The organism is Nocardia coubleae NBRC 108252, from assembly GCF_001612805.1.
GTDB lineage: Bacteria > Actinomycetota > Actinomycetes > Mycobacteriales > Mycobacteriaceae > Nocardia > Nocardia coubleae.
The window spans coordinates 220,541-243,325 of record NZ_BDBD01000008.1; the positions used below are offsets into that span (position 1 = coordinate 220,541).

The following is a 22,785-nucleotide window of genomic DNA, read 5'->3' on the forward strand; positions in this document are numbered from 1 at the left end:
GACCGGACCGGATCCCCGTTCACGACCGCACCATCGCCGGTTCGTGGGCGCGCAGCCAGGCGATGAATCGTTCGGTATCGCTGATCAATTCGCGCATCGGCCGGTCGATCGGCACGTGGGCGCCCGCGGTGGCGTCGCGCAACACCCCGACGAGCCAGCGCCCACCGACGGCGCTGAGGTGCTTGTTCAGGTCGTCCACGCGGGCACGGGGCCCCATGATCGCCAGGGTGATCATGGCGCGCGTGGTGTGCGCGTTACGAACCCGGCGCTCCACTTCGCCGTGCGCGAGCCCGGCGGCGAGCAGCTCGTGGCGCGCTTTCGCCAGCCCGGCGGCCTCGATGGCCGAACGGCAGCAGGTGGCGACGAGTTCGTCGGCGATCGCGGGCGGTAGTTGCGGTGTGCGCAGCAGGGATCTGGCGTCGTCGAGGTAGCGGCGCACCGGGTCGCCGGTCACCCGGACCTCGACGACGGAGCGTTCACGGCGCTGTACTTCGAGCACGGTGGCGTCGAGCTGCATGCGGCGCACGGCTTCGGCGAGGCGCTCGTCGTGGGTGAAGACGACGACCTGCCTGGTGAGGGCGACCTCGGCGAGTACCCGGGCCAGTCCGTCGACCTTGGCCGGGTCCATCGCCTGCACCGGGTCGTCGATCATCACGAACCGGAAAGGACTGTGCGCCACCGTGGCTCGCGGCAGGAACAGCGACAGCCCGAGCGCGTGCAGCTCCCCCTGGCTCATCACGCCGAGCGCGGCGCCGTCCACCTCGTCGACGGTGACATCGAGGAGCACCCGCCGCGCCGTACCCGCGCTGCCCTGCAACCGGATCGCCCCGAGCTCCACATTGCTCTGCTGACGCAGGGTGCTCCACACCCACCGCGCCGTCGCCTCCAGCGGCCGCATCCGTTCGCCACGGATGGTCGTCGTCGCCGACTTGAGCCAGTCCGCGGCTTTGCGCACGATCCGCAACTCGCCCGCGTCGGCCGCGACGGCCCTGGCCGGTTCGAGCCAGGCCAGGATGCGCGGGACCAGCGGCGACCACACCGCATCCAGGCGTTCGAGTTCGATGCGTGCATCGCGGTGCAGGGCAGCGAGTTCGGCGGCGAGGTCCTGGTAGGTCGTGCGGAGGCGGTCGATCAGCTCGTCGTGGTCGACGGTGGCGAGTGCGGCCCACGCGGCCCACCGTCGCAGGACGGCCTGGCGGCGCTCGCTCAACGAACCGGCCCGAGCCTGCGCTCCGTAAGTCCCCGGCCTCGCGCTCGGTGCGTCGAGAGCACGTCCGTCCCCGGTCGAGTCGGCCCGCTGCGCTCGGTCGGGTAAAGGCAGCGACGACGCGGGAATCGGTGCGTCGTCGGACGCCGTGTTCGAGTCCTGCGCGAACGTGGATTCCGTGTAGATCAGCTCGTCGGGAACCGGGCGGAGAAGGGCGCGAGCCTCGGCCAGGGCGGACTCGAGTTCCGTTCGGGCCGATCGCAGAGCATCGAGATCCGCACTGCGCCTGAGTATCTCCGAGTCGGCCGCGGCCAGCCAGTCGGCGTCGAGATCGCCTCGGCCGCAGACCGGGCAGGGGCAGCTACCCGCGGCGATGGCGTGTTCGCGTGCGCGGGTGAGTAGTTCGAGCACACGGAGATCGGACTCGGCGTCGGTTGTCGCATGACGGGCCAGGTCGGAGGCCGCACGAGCGAGTCGGTCGGCTACGCCGGCGACCGCTGCGGAGTCGGGCAGGGACAGGCGAAGGATGGCGCGCAGGCCGTCGGGTCCTTCTGCGCCGAGGACCGATCCGGCCACCTCGGCGGCGATGGCGTCGAGGTCAGGATCCGGGTTACGCAGCAGCTCGGCCACGCGGTCGGCACGTTCGTCGTCGACCTGCACGAGTTCGTCGAGCAGGTCGGCGCGGTTCTGCCGCGAATTCTTCACGGCGCGTTCGAGTTCCAGCTTGCGCAGCCGAATGCTCTCGGCCGCCGCGGCGAGCTGGTCGAGGCCGAGGAGACGGTGCAGCGCGTCGAACAGGTCGCTCGGTTTGCCGTCGACGAGGGCGCCGAGCTCGCTGTAGGACAGGAACGGGCGGTACAGGTCGAGGCGTTGGCGCCTGCTCGCCGGGTCGACGACGGCGGGCGGGGCGTCACCGCGCCGTTCGGTCCACTGCGCCTCGGTGAGCTCGGCGCCGGGTGCCCAGTGCGTCGCGACGGTGACCGCGCCGCCGCCGGTGAGCAGCTCGACCTCGATCCGGGCGAGATCGGGTTCGTGCAGGTTGCGCCAGCCTTCGCGCCAGGCGCTGGTGCGCCCGTCCCAGCGGCGATTGCCGCCGGTCAGCGCGAATTCGGCGGCCTCGGCGAAGCTGGATTTCCCGCTGCCGTTGCGGCCGACCACCAGGGTGAGACCCGGTCCGGGATTCAGCCGGAGGGTGGCGGTGGGGCCGATGCCGCGGAAGCCGTGCACGGTAACGGCGCGAAGGAAGACGCCCGTGTCACCGGCATCGGCGGTGTCGGCGGCATCGTCGACCTCGGTGAGCGCCGCGAGCACGCAATCGGCGACCCGGTCCTCCACAGCCGGGTCGGCGGCGAGCTCGCGCGCGACCACCTCGGTGATGCGGTCCGAGCACACTGGCGACACCCCCCTTCACGCCCCGAGCGCAACTGTGCCCGAAACGCTACCCGATCGCCGGGCGTTCGCCCAGGGGATGCGCTGCGCCCGAGCGAATCTGCCCGCGGGAGTGGAATGGCCATCGTGGCGCCGCGACCGGCCCTCGATGTCCACCCCTCGCCCACCCCGGCGGGCAGCTCGATGAGGTGCTCTCACCCGCGCTACGCTGCGTTGAGCGGCCCGGGCGGTCCGGTCGAGCCGAACAGGTCAGAATGCCAGAGTTCGCCCCACACAGCAAGAGGTGAGGCGCGAATTTTCCACGGCACCAGGGTTTTCCAGGTCCTTCACCGTGAACGGGCGAAGTTGTCGGTGGGCTCGGGTAGATATTTCGGCGACAGAGAACGGGGGAACCGATGACCGACACATCCGCGCTGTGGACCGAGGACCAGGTCCGTGCGCTCGCGCCCGATGCGAGCTCGGTGGCTGCCGCGCGCAAGCTGGCGAGTCGCTGGCGCGACACCGGCGCCGAGGGGAACGCGGTGTGGGGGCTGTGCCAGGGCAGCGGGGCCAAGCCCTACCAGACGATCGTCGATCTCTCCGGTCCCGCGTACAAGTGTTCGTGCCCGAGCCGGAAGTTTCCCTGCAAGCACGCCCTGTCGTTGCTGCTGGCGTGGTCGAGCGGCGCGGTGCCGACGCGGGACGCGCCCGCCGACTTCGCGGCCGAGTGGCTCGCGGGCCGGGCCGCCAAGGCCACCGCAGCGCCGAAGGCCAAGTCGGCGCCGTCGGCAGCGGCGGTCGAGCAGCGGCGCGGCCGGGTGTCGGCGGGGCTGGCGGAGCTGCAGGTGTGGCTCACCGACCAGGTTCGCACCGGCCTCGCCCAGACCGACCGCTCCTATGCCGCCTACGAGGCCGTGGCGGCGCGCATGGTCGATGCCCAGGCACCCCGGATCGCGGAGGCACTGCGCAGGCTGCCCACGGCGGTGGCCACCACCGAACACTGGCCCGAGCTGCTGCTGCGCGAATACGCCCGGCTGCATCTGCTCGTCCTCGCCCACCGCACCCTCGACGCGTTGCCGGAACCGTTGCAGGTCGGCATCCGCTCCCACATCGGCTACCCGGTGCAGGCCGAGACCGTGCTCGCCGAACCGGCGGTGCGTGACCGTTGGCAGGTGCTCGGCATGCGGGTGAGCGAGGAGGAACGGCTCTACGCGCGACGCACCTGGTTGCGTGGCCGTGCCAGCGGCCGCTGGGCGCTGCTGATCGAACACTCCTTCGGCACACCGAATTTCACCGGCGAGGTGCCCGCACCGGGCAACGAGGTCGACGCGGAACTGCACTACTACCCCGGCCCCGTACCGCTGCGGGTGCAATGGGGTGCCCGCCACGGTGCGCCCGAACCGTTCACCACCGTCCCGGCCACCGGTACCACGATCGGCGATGTACTCGACGCCTACGCCGCCGCGCTGAGCGAGGACCCGCTGGTGCGTTCTGTTCCGGCGCTGCTCACCGATGTGGTTCCCGCGATCGACGAGCACGGTTGGCATCTGGTCGATGCCGAAGGCACCGCGCTGCCCCTACCCACCGGGGTCCGGCCGTGGCGGTTGGCCGCGGTGTCGGGTGGTCATCCGGTGACGGTGACCGGTCAATGGTCGGCCGAGGGTTTCGACCCGGTGTCGGTGTTCACCGCCGGCGAGGTGCACGACCTGGAAACCGAGTTCCCCACCGGTTCCGCCGCGAGTCCCGAACTGGCCGAACTGGTTTCGATCGCCTTGCTCGGCACCGCTCGCCGTGGACTCGACGGTGTGCATCTCGATCCGGCGGTCGCGGGCGCGGTGCCGCAACGTGGTGGGGATACCGCGACCAAACTCCTCGAGACTGCCGCCTTGCAGGATCTGTACCTGCGAGGTGGGCGCCTACCCGGTACGGCGCCGAAACCGGAACCCGCGCTGGATGATCCGCGTCCACTGCTGCCGCGCCGGTCGGCCGATCGGCTCAGCCGCCTGCTCCGGGAGAAGTCGGCGTTCCTTCCCGAATGGTTCGCCGCCGCCGAACCGTTCGACTTCCGATTGCCCGATGTGCTGTGTGTGCAGGCCTTGTCGGCGGCGTCGGATCCCGCGCTGCGTGCTCCGCTGCTGCGGTTGGCCGGGCGGCGGGGGCGGTGGCTGGCGGCGCGTAATCCGGCCTGGTCGAAGCTGGTCGACGAGTTTCCCGTCGACCGGGCATCTTTCGGTGAGACCACTGCGTCCCGCTACGAATCGTCGGCCGGGACCGAGGATCCAACCGCTGCGGATTCGCCTGTGGTCGACGGCGATTCCGTCGAGGTCGCTGCCTCGCACGATGTGTGGCTGTTCGGCACTCCGGGTGAGCGCAAGGACTGGTTCGCCAACCTGCGCCGGGTCGACCCGGCGCGCGGGCTCGAGGTGCTGACCAGCGCGTGGCCCAAGGAATCGGGGGCGATCAAAGCCGAACTCCTCGGCCTGCTCGGCATCGGTGCGAACGCCGCCGACGAAGACCTCCTGGAACGGGCGCTCGACGACCGGCGCGGCGACGTACGTCGCACGGCCGCCGGTCTGCTCGCCCGGCTCCCCGATTCCGCGTACGGCGCCAGGATGACCGCGCTGCTCACGGCGTGGGTCCGGGTCGGCTCCGACGGCGGGCTCGAAGTGGAGGTCCCCGCCGATGTGGGCGCGCAAGCCCGCCGCGACGGCGTCACCGACGGCACCGAACAGCCGAAGCTGCGCTGGGACACCTCCGACGCATCGGTGCAGACCCTGCACCAGGTGATCGCCGCGGCACCGCTGTCGGCATGGACGCGGATTCTTGGCACCACCCCCGAGAACACCGCCGCGACGGCACTCGCACTCGCACTGCCTGTGCGTTATGCCAAGGCGATCGTCGACGGCTGGGTCGACGCCACCCTCGCCGCCCGCGACACCAACTGGGCACGTGAGCTTTTCGCCGGGGCGACCCCGACCGAACAGGCGGTGCTGCGCCGCCGGGAACTGTTCACCCTGCTCGATCCCGCCGACCGTGTCGAGCACGTGCTCGATCTGGACGCGCATCAGCTCACCGAACTGCACGCGATCCTGCCCGGACTCGACCATCCCTGGCCGGACCGGGTCGCCACCCACGTACTGCGACTGCTCGGTGAACGCGCCCGCACCACGGCACGCCACCCGCATGCCGGTGCGGGTGTCTACACCGACCGCGCCCTGCTCACCGCGGCAGGCCTCCACCTCCCCGTCGGCCTCGCCGCCCGCGTCACCGCGCTGGCCGAGGCCACCGACGATCCCGCCTGGCATCAGGCCTTCCGCACCCTCGCCACCGATCTCACCGAACGCGCCACCATGCTCGAGGAGCTGTCATGACGACGACCGAATCCGCAACCACCCTGCTGCGCCCGCACGCCGAGCAGGCCTTCGCCGACGAGCTCACCGCGCTGGCGCGCGTCGACGACCGGCCGCGTCCGCCGTCGTGGAAGTTGTCGCCGTGGGCGGTGGTCACCTATGTACTCGGCGGCACGCTGGCCGACGGCACGGTCATCACACCCAAGTACGTCGGTCCCCGCAGGCTGATGGAGGTGGCCGTGGCGACGCTGGCCACCGATCGCGCGCTGCTGTTGCTCGGTGTGCCCGGTACCGCGAAAACCTGGGTGTCGGAGCATCTTTCGGCGGCCATCAGTGGTGAGTCGACCCTGCTGGTGCAGGGCACCTCGGGGACGGCGGAAGAAGCCATCCGATACGGCTGGAACTACGCGCGGCTGCTCGCCGAGGGGCCGAGCGATGCGGCGCTGGTCGCGTCGCCGGTGATGACGGCCATGCGCACCGGCGCGATCGCCCGGATCGAGGAACTGACCCGCATCCCCTCGGATGTGCAGGACGCGCTCATCACCATCCTGTCCGAGAAGACGCTGCCCGTCCCCGAGCTCGGTGCGGAGGTGCAGGCGGCCAAGGGTTTCAATGTGATCGCCACCGCCAACGACCGCGACCGGGGTGTCAACGATCTGTCCTCGGCGCTGCGCCGCCGCTTCAACACGGTCGTGCTTCCGCTGCCCGCCGACGAGGATTCCGAGGTGGCGATCGTCAGCCGCCGGGTCGAGCAGCTCGGTGCCGCACTGGAGTTGCCGACGGTCCCGGCCGCCGCCGAGGAGGTGCGGCGCGTGGTTCGGGTGTTCCGTGAGCTGCGATCGGGCATCACCGCCGACGGGCGAACGAAGCTGAAGTCGCCGTCGGGCACGCTGTCCACCGCCGAGGCGATCTCGGTGATCACCAACGGTCTCGCCCTGTCCGCCCACTTCGGTGACGGTGTGCTTCGCGCCTCCGACATCGCTGGCGCCGTACTCGGTTCGGTCATCAAGGACCCGGTCGCCGATGCGGTGATCTGGACCGAATACCTCGAGGCCGTTGTCCGTGAACGCCCCGACTGGGCCGATTTCTACCGCGCCTGCCGCGACATCGCCGGCTGACACCCGCGCGACGGGGAGGACGGATCACACAGCACACATGGGGTTTTCGATGAGCGAACAAACAGGCGGTACCCGGCCGGATCAGGCGCGGGACGAGCCGGCGGCCGGTGAACCCGTGACGCGGGTGTTCGGTATCCGTCATCACGGGCCGGGGTCGGCACGGTCGCTGGCGCAGGCGCTCGAGGAGTTCCGGCCGGACACGATTCTCATCGAGGGGCCCGCCGACGCCGATCCGCTGGTCGGTTTCGTCGCCGCCGACACGATGAGCCCACCGGTCGCCCTGCTGGCCTACGTCCCGGATTCGCCCGCCCGAGCCGCATTCTGGCCCTTCGCGGTGTTCTCCCCGGAGTGGCAGGCCATGCGCTACGGCGTCGACAACGGTGTCCCGGTCCGCTTCTGCGACCTGCCCGCCACCAATGTCCTCGCCATCGAGGACGACACCCGCGTCGACCGCACCGACCCTCTGGCGGCCCTCGCTTCGGCCGCGGGCTTCGACGACGCCGAACGCTGGTGGGACGCGGTCGTCGAGTCCGTCCCCGACACCGCTGCTTTCGACGCCATCACCGAAGCCATGGCTGCCCTGCGCGAAGACGCCCCGGCCAGCACGAACTCGCCCGCACCCCAGGCATCGACCCGCTCGGCAGACCCGGATGCGCCGGCTGGCACAGACGAACCAACACCTCCGATCGACTGCGCAGCGGGGACCGATTCGGACGATCACGAGACGCCGACCGGCCGAGACGAACCTGCCACGCCGATCAGCTCGGACCAGCCCGCGATCCGCGCCGAAGCGGACGACCTGGCGACATCGACCGATCCGCTGACGTCGTCGGACAGGGAGTCGGTGGAGAGTGCGGGGCTCGAGCACCTGCTGCCCGAAGCGGTGGGGGCCGGGCCGCTGGTGGTCGACGAGCACACCTTGCGGCGCGAGGCGTATATGCGCCAGACGATGCGGCAGGTGCTCAAGGGCGGGGCTCGTCGGGTGGCGGTGGTGTGCGGGGCATGGCATGCGCCCGCGCTGGTGGGGCCGCTGGGTCCGGCGGCGCCGGATATGCGTCTGCTGAAGGGACTTCCGAAGACGAAAGCCGCTCTGACGTGGGTGCCGTGGACGCACTCCCGGTTGGCATCGGGCTCGGGGTACGGGGCCGGGGTCACCTCACCCGGCTGGTATCACCACCTGTTCACCGAGACCGAGCGACCGGTGGCGCGGTGGTTGACGAAGGTGGCGGGGGTGCTGCGCGCACACGATCTGCCGGTGTCGAGCGCGCACATCATCGAGTCGGTTCGCCTGGCCGACACGCTCGCCGCGCTGCGCGGCAGGCCGCTGGCGGGGTTGTCGGAGGTCACCGAGGCCGTGCGGTCGGTGATGTGCGGCGGGGACGAGACCATGCTGCGGCTGGTCGTCGACGAGCTCGTCGTCGGCGAAACGCTCGGTGCGGTGCCGGAGAACACGCCGACCGTCCCGCTGGCCGCCGATCTGCGGGCGCGCATCAAAACCCTTCGGCTCAAGCAGGAAGCCCTCATCCGCACGGTCGACCTCGATCTGCGTAAGGAACGCGACGTCGAACGCTCGCACCTGCTGCACCGGCTACGGCTGCTCGGTATCGAGTGGGGCACTCCGACCGTCGGTGAGGTGCGCAGCACCGGCACTTTCCGCGAAACCTGGTCGCTGCGTTGGGAACCCGAGTTCGAGGTACGCATCGTGGAAGCCGCCGTGTGGGGTACCACCCTGCGCACGGCGGCGGAAGCCAAGATCCTCGACACCGCGAGCCGCGACGGTGTGTCGGTCACCGAACTCGCCGACGCGCTCGAGACGGCGCTGCTCGCCGACCTCGGCGGCGCCACCGACGGCCTGATCGCCCGCCTGGAGGCGGCAGCCGCCCTCGACCACGACGTCACCCACCTGCTCGGCGCCCTGCCCGGCCTGACCCGCACCCTGCGCTACGGCGACGTGCGCGGCACCGACACCAAAGCGCTCGAGCACGTGGCCGACGGCCTGCTCGTGCGCATCTGCGCCGGTCTTCCGGGTGCGGTGACCGGCTTGGACACCGACGCGGCCGAGGCGCTGCGCAGTCAGATCGATGCCGCCCACACCGCCGTCAGCACCCGCGACGACACCCGCTCGACCACCGAGTGGCTGGCCACCCTGCATCGCATCGCCGATCGCGACGACGTGCACGGCGCCATCGGCGGGCGCGCCGTTCGGCTGCTGTGCGATGCCGAACGCATCGACGACGCCGATTCGGCGCGCCGGCTCTCGGCGGCCTTGTCGGTGGGCAACACCCCCGCGGCCAAGGCCGCCTGGATCGACGGGTTCCTCGGCGGCCGTGGACTCCTGCTCGTCCACGACCGAGACTTGTTGCGCCGCATCGACGACTGGCTGCGCGAGCTCCCCGAAGACCAGTTCGTCGCCACCCTGCCCCTGCTGCGCCGCACCTTCGGTTCCTTCGAATCGGGCGAACGCCGCGCCATCGGCCAGGCCCTGCGCGACACCGGTCCAGCACCGGCCGCCACCGCGAACGCTACGGCCGTCGACCCGGCGCGCGGACAGCTGGCGCTGCGCGCCGCCGCGAGCATTCTCGGCGCCGCCGGATGAGCGCAGTCTTCGCCCATCGCGTCTCGAGGCGCGAGTCCTCACCTGTCCGACGAACCCGGCTCGATCATCAGGAGCGTCAACCATGACCGGTAACGACGAAACGCATGCGCGCCGTTGGCGTCTCGTGCTCGGCTCGGCCGCCGAGGAACAACTCGGCGGACTGGGGTCGGGGGCGGATCAGGCCATGGACCAGGCACTGAGCGCTTTGTACAAAACCGGTGAGGCCGGCACGTCGGCGAAAAGGTCCGGCGGGCTGGGCGGTTCGGCGCCCAGGGTGGCGCGCTGGCTCGGTGACATCCGCACCTACTTTCCCGCCACCGTGGTCGAGGTGATGCAACGCGACGCGGTGCAGCGGCTCAACCTCACCCAGCTGCTGCTGGAACCGGAACTGCTGGAATCGGTCGAACCCGATGTGCACCTGGTCGGTACCTTGCTCGGTCTCAACCGGGTGATGCCCGAGACCACCAAGGCGACCGCCCGCATGGTGGTGGAGAAGGTCGTGCGCGAGATCGAACGACGCATCGCGGCCAAGACGGTGGCGGCCGTGTCGGGCGCGGTCAACCGGGCCGCGCGCACCCACCGCCCGAAACTGCGCGATATCGACTTCGACCGGACCATCCGCAAGAACCTGGCCAACTACCTGCCCGAACACCGAACCGTCGTGCCCGAGCGACTCGTCGGGTACGGCCGCAAGTCGCAGGCGATCCAGCGCGACGTGGTGCTCGCGATCGACCAATCGGGGTCGATGGCGGCCAGCGTGGTCTACGCCTCGGTGTTCGGCGCGGTGCTGGCCTCGATGCGGTCGCTGAAGACCTCGCTGGTGGTGTTCGACACCGAGGTCGTGGATCTCACCGAGCAACTCAGCGACCCGGTCGACGTGCTGTTCGGCACCCAGCTCGGCGGTGGCACCGACATCAATCGCGCCATCGCCTACTCCCAATCGCTCATCACCCGGCCCACCGACAGCCTGTTCGTGCTCATCTCCGACCTCTACGAGGGCGGGGTGCGCGAGGAGATGCTGCGCCGGTGCAATGCGATGAAGGAATCGGGCGTGCAGGTGGTGGTACTGCTCGCGCTCTCCGACGAAGGCGCACCGGCCTACGATCACGACAACGCGGCGGCGCTCGCGGCGCTCGGCATCCCGGCTTTCGCCTGTACACCGGACAAATTCCCCGACCTGCTCGCCACCGCGCTCGACCGCGGCGACATCACCCGGTGGGCGCACACCCACGCATCGGCGGTGTGACAACGACTCGGCGAAGGCACGCGACCGATTAGGCTGCCAACGATCGGATTCGGTGAACGGGGTGAGCGATGGTGCGGCGCGGGGCGGTTTTCGCCGGTTTCGTCATCGAACGAGAGCTGGGGCGCGGCGGGATGGGCTCGGTGTACGCGGCGAAGGACCGCAGGCTGCCACGCCTCACCGCGCTCAAGCTCATGCATCGGGAGCTGTTCGCCGACACCGAGATCCGGGCCAGGTTCGAGCGTGAAGCCGATGTGATCGCCCAGCTCGATCACCCGAACATCATCACCGTCTACGACCGTGGCGTCGAGGACGAACGGTGCTGGATCGCCATGCAGTTCGTCGACGGAACGGACGCGGCGGCGGTACCGGCGGCGGAGTTCGGGACCGACCGCATCGCCCAGATCGTCACCCAGACGGCGGGCGCACTGGATTACGCGCACCGCCAGGGTGTGCTGCACCGGGATGTGAAGCCGGCCAATATCCTGCTCTCGCGCACGGCGGGCGTCGGCGCGGGTTTCGACGAACGGGTGGTGCTCACCGATTTCGGGATCGCCAAGCTCCTCGACGACACCGGCGGACTGACCCGCACCGGCCAGTTCACCGCCACCATCGCCTACGCCTCCCCGGAGCAGCTCAGCAGCGAACCACTCGACGGACGCGGCGACCAATACTCCCTGGCCTGCACCGTTTTCCGGCTCCTCACCGGCACCGGTCCCTACGATGCGCCCAACCCCGCCACCGTCATGCTCGGCCACCTCAACGCCCCACCCCCGTCGGCGAGCTCGCGGCGCACCAGCCTCCCCGCCGCTGTCGACGCGGTCCTGGCCAAAGCCCTCGCGAAGAACCCGGCCCACCGCTTCCCCACCTGCACCGCCTTCGCGACCGCGCTCACCGAAGCACTCCGCCGTCCCCCGCACACCACGGATCCAGGCCACCAAGCACCGACGATCCACCCCGCCACCCATCGCCGCTGGGACCCAACTGAAGTCGGCCTTTCCACAAACTACGGCAGGGCAGACGGTCTCGACCCCCGCGCTGCCACAGGACCAGCCGCGCACATCGGACACCCGGCCACCTCGGCGGGCGATCCCGTGCTCCACACCGGCGCCGCCGGACGACGACCCGAAGCACCGCCTCGCGATACGCACACAGAAGGCCGCGTCCCACCGCACGACATCGAACCCGGAATAGTCGCCGCACTACAAGCCCAACCACGACGCGGCGGCGACCCGACAACACTTGATCCGCACGGGGGTGATTCGTCGGCACACCAGAACGTTTCCGCCGATCCACGAAAAGCACCTTCGCGGAACAGCGGTTCGGATCGCGGCGGCGCCGGGCAGCCGCAGGGCCCGGCCGAATGGCTGAACGCGGTGCACGGCTGCCTGATCGGTGGCGCGATCGGGGACGCACTCGGTGCGCCGATCGAGACCATGTCCCTGCGCAAGATCCGCGACGAGTACGGCTACCTCGGGGTGACCGACGAGGCCGACCAGCTCCGGATCTCCGAGGAGACGCAGCTGACCGCGTTCACCGTGGAGGCCCTCATCCGGGGTTCGGTGCGCGCGCGGGCCAAGGGCATCGGGGGTGCGACGCTCGGTCTGCTGCAGCAGGGGATGCTCGTGTGGTTACGCGGGCAGGTGGGTGAACTGCCCGAACAACCGACCGCCCTGCACAGCTCCCTGGCCGGTCATCGCGAGCTGGTCGAACAGCGCGGCGTCGCGAACTCGGTGTACACCTCGCTGCGCGCGGTGGCCGAGCGGCGGGAGCCGACGAACCCGCTGGGCACCCGCGACCGGCCGATCAACAATTCCAAGGGCAGCGGCGCGCTGATGCGGTCGGCTCCGTGCGGATTCGGTTACGCCGCCGATCGTTCCGGTGCCGCCCTTACCGCCATCTTCGAATTGGGCTGCGACACAGCCGCTCTCACCCACGGACACCCCAGTGGGTGGCTGCCCGCGGGCGTTTTGGCCGCGCTGGTCTATCAGATGAGCCGGGGAATCGGCACCAAGACCGCAGTCGAGCGGGCACTGGCCGAACTCGCGACCTACCCGCACCACGAGGAGACCACGGCCGCCCTCGACGCGGCGATCACCCTGGCCGCCCGCACCGCACGGCCCGCGCGCGTGCCGAGGCCCGAAGACCTCGAGACCCTGGGCGAGGGCTGGATCGGCCCCGAGGCTCTCGCGATCGCTGTGTACGCGATGCTGGCGGCGGAGACGGTCGGCGGACCCGGACACGTGATCGTCCGCACCGGGCTGCTGCTGTCGGTGAACCACTCCGGCGACAGCGATGCCACCGGCTCGATCGCCGGCAGTCTGCTCGGCGCGCGCTACGGCCGCGGCGCCCTGCCGCATCGCTGGTCGCGCACGGTCGACGCCCGCCCGGTCCTCGAACGCCTGGCCACCGACTACTGCACCGAATTCGGCCTCACCCCACCACGAGACGAACACGGCCGGCCCACCCGCGACTGGTCCACCACCTACCCGGCCTGACCGCCGGCGATCGCGGACGACACGGCACCGGCGTCGGCCCGGCCTGGACGCGGCGGTCGGGCCACAGCAGCTGCAGACCAGCATGCGTCGCCGACCTGCCTGCCACTGAGCCGGTACCCCGCAGCCGGACGCGCACAGCGACAGCATTCGGGCCTCCGGAAAGTGTCTCCGAAGGCCCGAAATGCTTGCTGCTCCTACAGATCCGCGATAGCCGCCAGCGGTGGCGTGCGCGCGGCCCGCACACCCGGCCACACCGCCGCCAGCACACCGACCACACCCGAGGCGATCAACATCGCCACCAGCTGCGACCACGGGATGTCGATCTGATCGATGCCCATATCGCGCAAGGTGCGCAGGAATCCGACGCCGAGGGCAACGCCGAGAAGCAGTCCGACGATGGCGCCGAAGATCGCGATCAACATGGATTCCAGGTAGATCGTGCGGCGTATCTGCGAACGCTGGGTGCCGACGGCGCGGAGCATGCCGATCTCCCGGCGACGTTCCACCACCGACAGCGCGAGGGTGTTGATGATGCCGAGCACCGCGATCACCACCGCCAAGGCGAGCAGACCGTAGAGGATGGCGAGCAGTGTATTGATCTGCTGGCCCTGGGCGCCCTTGAACTGTTCGTGGTCCTGTACCTGAACCACGGCGAACGGCTCGGTGGCCTTCTCGAGGTTGGCCCGCATCGCGGTGAGATCGGCACCCGGCACCGCCTTCACCAGCACGATCAGGTTGGTGCGCAACTTCTGCGGCATCAACTGCTCGTAGAGGCCCGGGTCGACGACCATCGTGCCCAGCAGCGGCGAGTCGGCGTAGATACCGCCGACGGTCAAGTCGATCTTGGCGTTGTCGAGGCTGGTGATGGTCACCTTCTCACCGAGCTCCCATCCCCGCTCGGCCGCTTCGGTCTCGCCGACCAACATGCCGCGCTCGGCGATGGTGCGCGAGCCTTCGCGCATCTCGATGTCCATCACCGGGTCGATCGGCCCGTCGAGTGTGGTCGCCCCGACCCGTTCGTCACCGAGCCGGAACCCGACCGCCCGGATTCCGGTGACATCACTGACCTGCGGAACCTGCTGGCGCACCGCGTCGACCGCGCCGATCGCCGCACCGATCATCGGCGGACCCGCCAGCACGTATTCGGCCTTCACACCCTTGTCGATCAGCACGTCCACGCTGGTTTTCGCCGACGCACCGAGGATGCCGATGGCCGAGACCAGCATCAGGCCCAGCGTCAGTGCGAAGGCGGTGGCGGCGGTGCGGCGCGGATTGCGCACCGCGTTGTTGCGCGCCATCCGGCCCATCGGCCCGAACGGCCGGGTCAGCACACCGAGCACCACCACCACGGGCCGCGACAGCGCGGGCGCGGCGAGCAGTACGGCCAGGATCAAGCCGAGCGCACCCACTCCGACGGTGATCGCCGCGCTCTTGCCGGTGCCCTGCGCACCGAGATACACCAGCACACCGCCCGCCACGGCGAGCACCGCACCGATGACGGTCCGCACCCGCAACGACTCACCAGCGCTGGCGAATTCGGATCGCATGGCCTCCACCGGCGGCACCTTCGCGGCGCGGCGGGCGGGTGCGTAAGCACTGGCCACCGTCACCACCAACCCGACGAGCAGGGCGACGATCGCGGTGCGCGGCAACACCGTCAGCGAACCGGTCGGCAGACCGAGATCGAAGGCATTGAGCAACGCCGACAACCCGAACGCCAGCGCGATACCCGCCGCCAAGCCGATCGCACTGCCGATCAGCCCGATCACCACGGCCTCGGCGACCACGGACCGGCCCACCTGCTGACGGCTCGCCCCGATCGCGCGCAGCAACGCGAGCTCACGCAACCGCTGCGCGACGATCATCGAGAAGGTGTTGTAGATGATGAACGTGCCGACGATCAGCGCGATCGCACCGAACGCGAGCAGGAAGTAGTTGATGAAGGTGAGCGCCTCGGAGATCTCCTTCTTCATATCCTCGCGGACCTCGTCGGAGTTCTGCACCTTCAGGTTCGGCAGGCCGACGGCGAGCCGATCGCGCAGGTCGTCGGCCGAAACACCCGGTGCGGCACGGATATCGGCGTAGGCCACGTAGTTGCCGTCGGTGAACAGCTTGCGGCCCTGCGGTTCGGTGAACATCACCGCGACCACCCCGCCGCCCTCGGCGCCCGGCATCTCGTAGATGCCGGTGAGCGTCACCTCGAACGGGTCGCCCTTGGACGGGACGAGCACCTTGGTCTTGTCGCCGACCTTCAGCCCGGCCTTCTCGGCACCGCCGGTGTTGAGCGCGATCTCGCCGGTCTGCGACGGCGGCGCGCCCGCGACGAACTTCTCCGGTTCCTCGACGGCCTGGTCCGGCGGCAGGTACGACAGGCCGAAACTCGGTGCACCACCGGTCTGGACGGCCTTCTTGCCGTCGGGTTGCAGCAGCACGACCGGGCCGTTCACCGCCGGGGCGACGCGTTCGACACCGTCGGCCTTGGCCAGCGCGGCGACGATATTGTTCGGCACGCCGAGCGACTGCTGGTCCTTCGGGCCCACGCGCACGTCGACGCCCTGGGCCTGGCCCGCGAAGATTCCGTCGAAGGTGCGCTGCAGGGTGTCGGTGAACACGAACGACCCGGAGATGAAGGCGGTGCCGAGCACCACCGACAGCACCGTCAAGGCCAACCGCACCTTGTGCGCGGCGAGATTACGCAAGGCAACCTTGCGCATCGGGTTGCTCATTTGGTCTCCAGCGCCTTCATCCGGTCGAGGATCGAGTCCTGCGTCGGATCGCGCAGCTCGTCGACGATGCGGCCGTCGGCGAGGAACACCACCCGGTCGGCGTAGGCCGCGGCGCGCGGGTCGTGTGTGACGATCACGACGGTCTGGCCGAACTCGTCGACCGAGGCGCGCAGGATCGAGAGCACCTCACCGGAGGAGTGCGAGTCGAGGTTGCCGGTCGGTTCGTCACCGAAGATGATCTCCGGTTTGCCGACCAGGGCGCGGGCACACGCCACGCGCTGCTGCTGACCGCCGGACAGTTCGCTCGGCCGATGGGTGAGCCGGTCGGCGAGCCCGAGCCGCTTCACCACGGTGTCGAGCCAGTCCTGGTCGGCTTTGCGGCCCGCGATGTCGAGCGGGAGGGTGATGTTCTCCAGCGCGGTGAGCGTGGGAACCAGGTTGAACGCCTGGAAGACGAATCCGATGCGGTCGCGGCGCAGCGCGGTCATCTGTTTGTCGGACAGACCGGTGAGCGCGGTGTCACCGATGCGGACCTCGCCCGCGCTGGCGCTGTCCAGGCCGGCCAGGCAGTGCATGAGGGTCGATTTGCCCGAACCGGACGGTCCCATGATGGCCGTGAACTCGCCGCGCGCGAAGTCGGCCGACACCCCGTCGAGGGCCTTGACCTGGGTATCTCCCGAGCCGTACAGCTTCACCAGGTCCTGTGCTGCGGCGGCGATCTCGGTAGCGGCCGCCGACTCGACGGCCTCGGTCCCCATGGGGTGTGAAGTCATGGTGTCCAGTCTGGCGGCCGACCGTCACCGGCGCCATCCGGGATCCCCCCGATACCTACCGGATGACCCACTCGAAAGCGTCGGCTTTCGACCGTGCGCCCTCGGCGGTGCGCGAGCGATTGGGTTCGCCCAGTTCGCCGAGCAACTCCTCGGTCAGCCCGACCAGCCGCGCCAGCTTCTCGGGTCCGAACCAGCTCGGGCGGGTGGCGAACAGGATGTCCTCGGTCGCGGTGTTGCCGCTGGCACCCGGTGCGAACGGGCACCCGCCGAGGCCGCCGAGGGCACCGTCGACCATCCCCGCGCCCGCCTCGATCGCGGCGAGGGTGTTGGCCACACCCATGCCCCAGGTGTCGTGCCCGTGGAAGACGATGCGGCGCGGCGGGGTGGTTTCGCGTACGGCTCCGACCAGCGCGCTCACTTCGCCGGGCGCGGCCTGGCCGAGGGTGTCGGCGAGGACGATGTCGGTGGCGCCTTCGGTACGTGGGTCGCGGGCGATGGCCAGCACCCGTTCGGGATCGACCGGTCCGTCGAACGGGCAGGTGAAGCTGGTGGCCAGGCACAGCTGGATCGAGCCGTTCGCCTCGTGCGCCAGCCGGATGGCGTCGGGCATGGCGGCCACCGAGGTCTCGGTGTCGCGCCCGATATTGGCCTTGTTGTGGGCGTCCGACACCGAGAAGCAGTACTGGAAGTTGCGTGCCCCCGCCTCGGCGGCCTTCTCCACATGCCGTGGCGTAGCCACCCACACCCAGCATTTCGCCAGCTCTTCAGGGGTGAGGGCGGCGATCAGCTCGAGCGAGTTGGCCATCGGCGCGACCAGATCGGGGCGGGCCATCGAACCGATCTCGAGCGCGGGCACACCGGCGGCCAGCAACCGGCGCACCACGTCGATCTTGTACTCCACCGGCAGCACCTTGCCGGTGAGTTGCAACCCGTCGCGCAGGGTGACATCGCGCAGCAGCGCAGTCATCGCCGGTGCTCCGGTTCCTGCGTCGGCACGCACATCACCCCGCCGCACGGTTTGTCACCGACACTTGCCGGAGTCGGGTGCACCGTCGGACGCACATGGCCCGGGCCGCGCGGTTCCCACTTGCTGCGCACCGGCGGGCGGCGCCGACCGTGTACTCGTCTGGTCACGATGCCTCCAGCGCGTCGATCTGATCGTCGGTCATCCCCAGCAGCCCACCGAGCACCTCCCTGGTGTGCTCGCCGAGGTCGGGGCCGACATTGCGGATCGGCAGCGACTCACCCCCGATCACGGGGACGATGCCGGTGAAACCCACCTGTTTGGGTTCGGGCTCGCCCACCTCGACCGGGAACGACTGGATCATGTTTCTTGCTCGGTACTGCTCGTCGGCCACGATATCGGCCGCGGTGTAGATGGGACCGCACGGTATGGCCGCGGCGTCGAGCACTTTCAGCGCCTCGTCCCTGGTGTGGCGCACCGTCCATTCGGCGATGGCCGCGTCGAGGCGCTCGCGGTTGCGCCAGCGGCCCGCGTTGTCGGCCAGTTCCGGGTCGGCGGCCAGGTCGGGACGATCGATGACCTGCATGTATCGCTGGAAGATGGCGTCGCCGTTGCCACCGATGATGATGCTGAAGCCGTCGCTGGTGGGGTAGGCGTTGCTCGGGGCGATGCCTTCCATGCGGCCGCCGACCCGTTCCCGGTTGATGCCGTAGGCCAGATGGTCGGGCACCAGCGACTCCATCACCGACAGGATCGACTCGTTGAGCGCCACGTCGATGATGCGTTCGGCCTGGGGCACCCGGCCGATGCGTTCGCGCTGGAACAGGGCCATGACGGTGCCGAACGCGGCGTAGATGCCCGCGATGGAGTCACCGATGGACACCCCGACGCGCACCGGCGGCCGATCGGGATCGCCGACGAGTTCACGCAGCCCACCCACGGCCTCGGCCACGGCGGCGAAACCCGGCCGCGATGCCATCGGACCGGTCTGCCCGTAGGCCGAGATCCGGGTGATGACCAGGTTCGGATTCACCTGCTCGAGCACGTCGGGCCCGAGTCCCCACTTCTCCAGCATTCCGGGCCGGAAGTTCTCGAGCAGCACATCGCAGTGCGCGAGCAGGTCGAGCACGATGTCGCGGCCCGCCTGGGTGCGCAGGTCGAGCACGATCGACTTCTTGTTGCGGTTCACCGTGCGATACAGCATGGACGTGTCGCCGCCGTAGAGCCGCCAATTCCGCAGTTCGTCGCCGGTGCCGGGCCGTTCGACCTTGATGACCTCGGCACCGAAATCACCGAGGATACGACCGGCGGTGGGAGCGGCCACGTAGTTGCCGAGTTCCAGGACCCGAACACCGTCCAACGGCCGAATACACTTATCCGCCACCCCGCCGACTCTAGCCCATCCGCCTCCCCGCGACTCTGGCCAGACTCAGGTGCGGGGAGGCTGGGGACGCGGCAAGCTTTGGGGCGCGTGGTGAGTTGGCCCGTGCCCGGTGAGTTACCCATGTGCTTGCGTGATCAGGCGAGACTTTCGCTCAGGTGGGTCAGGTCGGCGGCGGCGGCGATGATCGAGTAGTGCTCGGCGTTGCCCTGTAGCGGCTTGCTGGGCTGTCCGTCGACGCCGACCGGAATGTCGCCGGCCAGGGTGATCCGGGTGAGGCGGCGCGGCTGGTCGTCGTAGTCGTCGATCGCGTAGTGCTGGGTGGCGCGGTTGTCCCAGATGGCGACGTCGCCGTCGGCCCAGGTCCAGCGGGTGGTGTTCTCGAGCCGGGTCACCCGGTCCTGGAACAAGCGGAACAGTGCCTGGGACTCGCTGGTCGACAAACCGACGAAGTTCTTCACGAAATGCCCGAGCAGTAGGGCACGCTCCCCGGTCTCCGGGTGCACTCGTACCACCGGATGCTCGGTCTCGAAGTACGTCGACTGGAACTCGGCCCGGTACTGCTCGGACTTCGGCCGGAGCGGCTCCACATTCTTCGCCGCGTAGTCGTACACGTTGGTGTGCACCGCACGCAGGTTGTCGGCGAGCAGCTTCAGCGGCTCGGGCAGCGAGTTGTAGGCGGCCACCGTCGACGCCCAGGTCGTCGAACCGCCGTAGGTTGGCAGATACTCCGCCCGCAGGATCGACGCCTTCGGGATCCGGTCGACGAACGTCACGTCGGTATGCCACGAATTGGCGCGCCCGTTCTCGGAGTCGATGGCCAGGCTCTTCACACCCTGCGACTTCACCGTGGGATGCGGGGTGGTCGGGCTGCCGAGCAGCTGTGCGAACTCGTGCTGACCGTCTTCGGTGAGGTGGTCCTGGCCACGGAAGAAGATCACCTTGTGCTCGTTGAGTGCGCGCCGGATGGTGGCGACGGTCGCCGCGTCCAGCGCACCACCGAGGCGGACACCGTCGACCTGGGCGCCGATGTGGGCGCCGAGCTTGGTCACGGTCAGGGTGGCCTGGTCGACCGTCATGGGGGATCACCTCTGTCTGTTGTGGATTCCGGGTAGGCGTCAAGCACACCGCGAACCCACTCGAACAGACAGGTTTTCTCTCCGGCTGATCCGAAACGTCCTCAGCCCAGGGTTTCCCGCAGGTAGGCCAGGTCGTCGGCGACACCGTCGACGGGGGTTTCGAGGATGACGGGGGCGCCCGCGGTGCGGCAGACCTCGGCCAGCAGCTGCGGGTCGATGGTGCCGTCGGCGAAGTTGGCGTGCCGGTCGGCGCCGGAGTCGAACTCGTCGCGCGAGGAGTTCAGGTGCACCAGGTCGATCCGGCCGGTGATGGCCTTGATCCGCTCGACCACGCCGACGAGTTCCTCGCCACCGGCCCAGGCGTGACAGGTGTCGAGACAGAATCCGGCACCGTAGTCGCCGACGGCGTCCCACAGCCGGGCGATCGAGTCGAAGTGCCGTGCCATCGCGTGGTTGCCGCCCGCGGTGTTCTCGATCAGGATCGGTACGGCGAAGCCGCCCTTGTCCTGCTGGCGTTCGAACAGCTTGCGCCAGTTGTCGATTCCGGTGTCGATCTCGGCGTCGGAGCGCACGTGCCCGCCGTGCACGACCAGGCCGAACGCGCCGAGTTCGGCGGCTGCCTTCGCCTGCTGGGCGACCGCGTTGCGCGAGGGCATCCGCAGCCGGTTGTTCAGGCTGGCCACATTGATCTGATAGGACGAGTGCACGACCACGTCGATCGGGCTGGCCAGGATCTCGGCCGCCTTCGGGTGCGGCTGCGGTTTGTCCCAGCTCTGCGGATCGACTACGAACATCTGGATGACCTCGGCGCCGAGCTTCTCGCCGAATCCGATCGGATCGCCCTCGTCGCGAACGTGTGCTCCAATGCGCATAGCTGACACCCTAATCCGCGGCACCGACAAGGTCGGAAGATGTTGCATGTGGGAGGCGGCAGGAGATACATCGGTAGAATTTCGACGGGTGCTCTGCCCTGGAGGGGGTGACTTCGCGTGTTGGTCAAAGGCGACGTGTTCGCCGGCTACACGATCCGGCGTGTGCTCGGCCACGGTGGCATGGGCGTGGTGTATCTGGCCCGGCATCCGCGTCTGCCACGCCTCACCGCGTTGAAGCTGCTCAGCCGCGATCTGTCCGCCGACGAGGAGATCCGCCGCCGGTTCGAACGCGAGGCCGACCTGGTCGCCCAGCTCGAGCACCCCAATATCGTCAATGTCTACGACCGCGGCACCGACGACGACCAGCTGTGGATCTCCATGCAGTTCGTCGCGGGTACCGACGTGGCGACCGCCGATGTGAACGTGCTGACCCCCGGGCGCGCCGTGCAGATCGCCGCCGAGACCGCCACCGCGCTCGACTTCGCGCACGCGAGCGGGGTCCTGCACCGCGACGTGAAACCGGCGAACATCCTGCTCGCCAAACCGCCCATCGGCCGCCCGGAGCGGGTGGTTCTCACCGACTTCGGCATCGCGGCCGTGCGCGACAGCGAGACCACCCTGTCCTCGGCGGGCTCCATCACCGCCACCCTCGCCTACGCCGCGCCCGAACATCTGGCCGGTGGCCCGATGGACCATCGCGCCGACCAGTACTCGCTGGCCTGCACCCTGTTCTGGATGCTCACCGGCTCGGTGCCGTTCCCCGGGCCGAGCCCGGCGGCGGTGATCCAGGCGCACATGAGCACCCCGGTCCCGCCACTGCGCAGCCTGCGCCCCGACCTGCCGTCGACGCTGGACGCGGTGCTGGCCAGGGCGACCGCCAAGCACCCGGCGGCCAGGTACGCCAGTTGCACCGAGTTCGCCGACGCGGCCAGGGCGGCGCTGTTCGCCGTGCCGGGTCCGTGGCATCACCAGCCGCAGTACACCTCGAGCGGTGTGGTGCTGCGCGCGCGGGAAAACCCGCGGCCCTACCCGGCGCCGCGACCGCCGACGCCCGCGCAGCCGTATCCGCACGTCGCGCAGCCGCATACCCAGCGCCCGTCGACGGGTGGCAATCCGATCCCGCCGCGGCGCCCGGCCACCCGGCCGGGAACCATCGACTTCCCCGGTGGCCGTAACCATCCCGGCTACATCGTGCCGCCGCAGCACCGGCGCCCACCGTGATCGTGTGCCCGCTGTTCGCGGGCCCCCTCGGTGCGGTCACCGACTGCTATGGTTTCGATGATTTTCGGTACGCGCGTGCGCTGGTGGGTCCCGGCGCACGGCGGGAAGTGGAGCAGACATGCTGGCCAACGGAGATGTCTTCGCCGGTTATGTCATCGAACGGCAGCTCGGCCGCGGTGGCATGGGTTCGGTCTATCTCGCCAAGCACCCGCGCCTACCGAGGCTCACCGCGCTGAAGCTGCTCAACCGCGAGATGTTCTTCGACCAGGAAGTGCGTGCGCGTTTCGAACGTGAGGCCGACCTGGTCGCGCGCCTGGATCACCCGAACATCGTCACCGTGTACGACCGGGGCCTCGACGACGAGCAGCTCTGGATCTCCATGCAGTACA

General features: G+C 69.6%; 14 protein-coding genes. 7 read left to right on the forward strand and 7 right to left on the reverse strand.

From position 1 onward, the window contains the following. Positions 1-19 precede the first annotated feature (19 nt). Positions 20-2,599 carry an AAA family ATPase gene (locus NCO8_RS07390; protein WP_067637497.1) on the reverse strand — a complete coding sequence of 860 codons (2,580 nt, stop codon included), beginning with the start codon at positions 2,597-2,599 and terminating at the stop codon, positions 20-22. A gap of 392 nt (positions 2,600-2,991) precedes the next feature. On the opposite strand from NCO8_RS07390, the gene NCO8_RS07395 reads away from it, so the two are divergent. From NCO8_RS07395 to NCO8_RS31160, 5 genes are all read left to right on the forward strand, one after another. Further along, complete coding sequence (locus tag NCO8_RS07395; RefSeq protein ID WP_067637499.1) at positions 2,992-5,946, forward strand: SWIM zinc finger family protein; 2,955 nt, start codon at positions 2,992-2,994, stop codon at positions 5,944-5,946. After that, positions 5,943-7,043 carry an ATP-binding protein gene (locus NCO8_RS07400; RefSeq protein ID WP_067637501.1) on the forward strand — a complete coding sequence of 367 codons (1,101 nt, stop codon included), beginning with the start codon at positions 5,943-5,945 and terminating at the stop codon, positions 7,041-7,043. The genes NCO8_RS07395 and NCO8_RS07400 overlap by 4 nt, the downstream gene beginning before the upstream one ends. 49 nt (positions 7,044-7,092) lie before the next feature. Continuing rightward, positions 7,093-9,639: a DUF5682 family protein gene (locus tag NCO8_RS07405; protein WP_067637579.1), complete on the forward strand. Its 2,547-nt coding sequence runs from the start codon at positions 7,093-7,095 to the stop codon at positions 9,637-9,639. Positions 9,640-9,721: 82 nt separating this feature from the next. After that, entirely contained in the window at positions 9,722-10,885 is a 1,164-nt protein-coding gene (locus NCO8_RS07410) for a VWA domain-containing protein (protein ID WP_067637503.1), read from the forward strand. 68 nt (positions 10,886-10,953) lie between these two features. Continuing rightward, positions 10,954-13,380, forward strand: a complete 2,427-nt coding sequence (locus tag NCO8_RS31160; RefSeq protein WP_067637505.1) for an ADP-ribosylglycohydrolase family protein — start codon at positions 10,954-10,956, stop codon at positions 13,378-13,380. Positions 13,381-13,574: 194 nt separating this feature from the next. Here the strand turns inward: NCO8_RS31160 and NCO8_RS07420 are convergent, their stop codons facing one another. The 6 genes from NCO8_RS07420 to NCO8_RS07445 all read right to left on the reverse strand — a co-directional run bounded on the left by NCO8_RS07420 (position 13,575) and on the right by NCO8_RS07445 (position 21,175). Next, on the reverse strand, positions 13,575-16,106 hold the full coding sequence (locus NCO8_RS07420) for an ABC transporter permease (RefSeq protein WP_067637507.1): 2,532 nt from the start codon (positions 16,104-16,106) through the stop codon (positions 13,575-13,577). Further along, positions 16,103-16,879: an ABC transporter ATP-binding protein gene (locus tag NCO8_RS07425; RefSeq protein ID WP_243749737.1), complete on the reverse strand. Its 777-nt coding sequence runs from the start codon at positions 16,877-16,879 to the stop codon at positions 16,103-16,105. The genes NCO8_RS07420 and NCO8_RS07425 overlap by 4 nt, the downstream gene beginning before the upstream one ends. A 55-nt stretch (positions 16,880-16,934) precedes the next feature. After that, positions 16,935-17,846 carry a hydroxymethylglutaryl-CoA lyase-like TIM-barrel protein gene (locus tag NCO8_RS07430; protein WP_067637581.1) on the reverse strand — a complete coding sequence of 304 codons (912 nt, stop codon included), beginning with the start codon at positions 17,844-17,846 and terminating at the stop codon, positions 16,935-16,937. A gap of 163 nt (positions 17,847-18,009) precedes the next feature. Then, positions 18,010-19,212, reverse strand: a complete 1,203-nt coding sequence (locus NCO8_RS07435) for a CaiB/BaiF CoA transferase family protein (RefSeq protein WP_174550302.1) — start codon at positions 19,210-19,212, stop codon at positions 18,010-18,012. Positions 19,213-19,361: 149 nt separating this feature from the next. Continuing rightward, positions 19,362-20,303, reverse strand: a complete 942-nt coding sequence (locus NCO8_RS07440; protein ID WP_067637511.1) for a TauD/TfdA dioxygenase family protein — start codon at positions 20,301-20,303, stop codon at positions 19,362-19,364. A gap of 101 nt (positions 20,304-20,404) precedes the next feature. Next, positions 20,405-21,175, reverse strand: coding sequence for a deoxyribonuclease IV (locus tag NCO8_RS07445; RefSeq protein WP_067491328.1), 771 nt, complete (start codon positions 21,173-21,175; stop codon positions 20,405-20,407). Positions 21,176-21,292: 117 nt separating this feature from the next. Between NCO8_RS07445 and NCO8_RS07450 the strand changes: the two genes are divergently transcribed. Together NCO8_RS07450 and NCO8_RS07455 are read left to right on the forward strand one after the other, a co-directional pair. Further along, positions 21,293-22,396, forward strand: coding sequence for a serine/threonine-protein kinase (locus NCO8_RS07450; RefSeq protein ID WP_084456709.1), 1,104 nt, complete (start codon positions 21,293-21,295; stop codon positions 22,394-22,396). A gap of 118 nt (positions 22,397-22,514) precedes the next feature. Next, the coding region (locus NCO8_RS07455) for a protein kinase domain-containing protein (RefSeq protein WP_157104811.1) at positions 22,515-22,785 on the forward strand (271 nt) is incomplete at its 3' end.

What these genes read in the sequence shown, in the direction of transcription:
- NCO8_RS07395 (WP_067637499.1), top strand. Translation starts at nt 2,992, where the DNA reads ATGACCGACACATCCGCGCTGTGGACCGAGGACCAGGTCCGTGCGCTC.
- NCO8_RS07400 (WP_067637501.1), top strand. Translation starts at nt 5,943, where the DNA reads ATGACGACGACCGAATCCGCAACCACCCTGCTGCGCCCGCACGCCGAG.
- NCO8_RS07405 (WP_067637579.1), top strand. Translation starts at nt 7,093, where the DNA reads ATGAGCGAACAAACAGGCGGTACCCGGCCGGATCAGGCGCGGGACGAG.
- NCO8_RS07410 (WP_067637503.1), top strand. Translation starts at nt 9,722, where the DNA reads ATGACCGGTAACGACGAAACGCATGCGCGCCGTTGGCGTCTCGTGCTC.
- NCO8_RS31160 (WP_067637505.1), top strand. Translation starts at nt 10,954, where the DNA reads ATGGTGCGGCGCGGGGCGGTTTTCGCCGGTTTCGTCATCGAACGAGAG.
- NCO8_RS07420 (WP_067637507.1), bottom strand. Translation starts at nt 16,106, where the DNA reads ATGAGCAACCCGATGCGCAAGGTTGCCTTGCGTAATCTCGCCGCGCAC.
- NCO8_RS07425 (WP_243749737.1), bottom strand. Translation starts at nt 16,879, where the DNA reads ATGACTTCACACCCCATGGGGACCGAGGCCGTCGAGTCGGCGGCCGCT.
- NCO8_RS07430 (WP_067637581.1), bottom strand. Translation starts at nt 17,846, where the DNA reads ATGACTGCGCTGCTGCGCGATGTCACCCTGCGCGACGGGTTGCAACTC.
- NCO8_RS07440 (WP_067637511.1), bottom strand. Translation starts at nt 20,303, where the DNA reads ATGACGGTCGACCAGGCCACCCTGACCGTGACCAAGCTCGGCGCCCAC.
- NCO8_RS07445 (WP_067491328.1), bottom strand. Translation starts at nt 21,175, where the DNA reads ATGCGCATTGGAGCACACGTTCGCGACGAGGGCGATCCGATCGGATTC.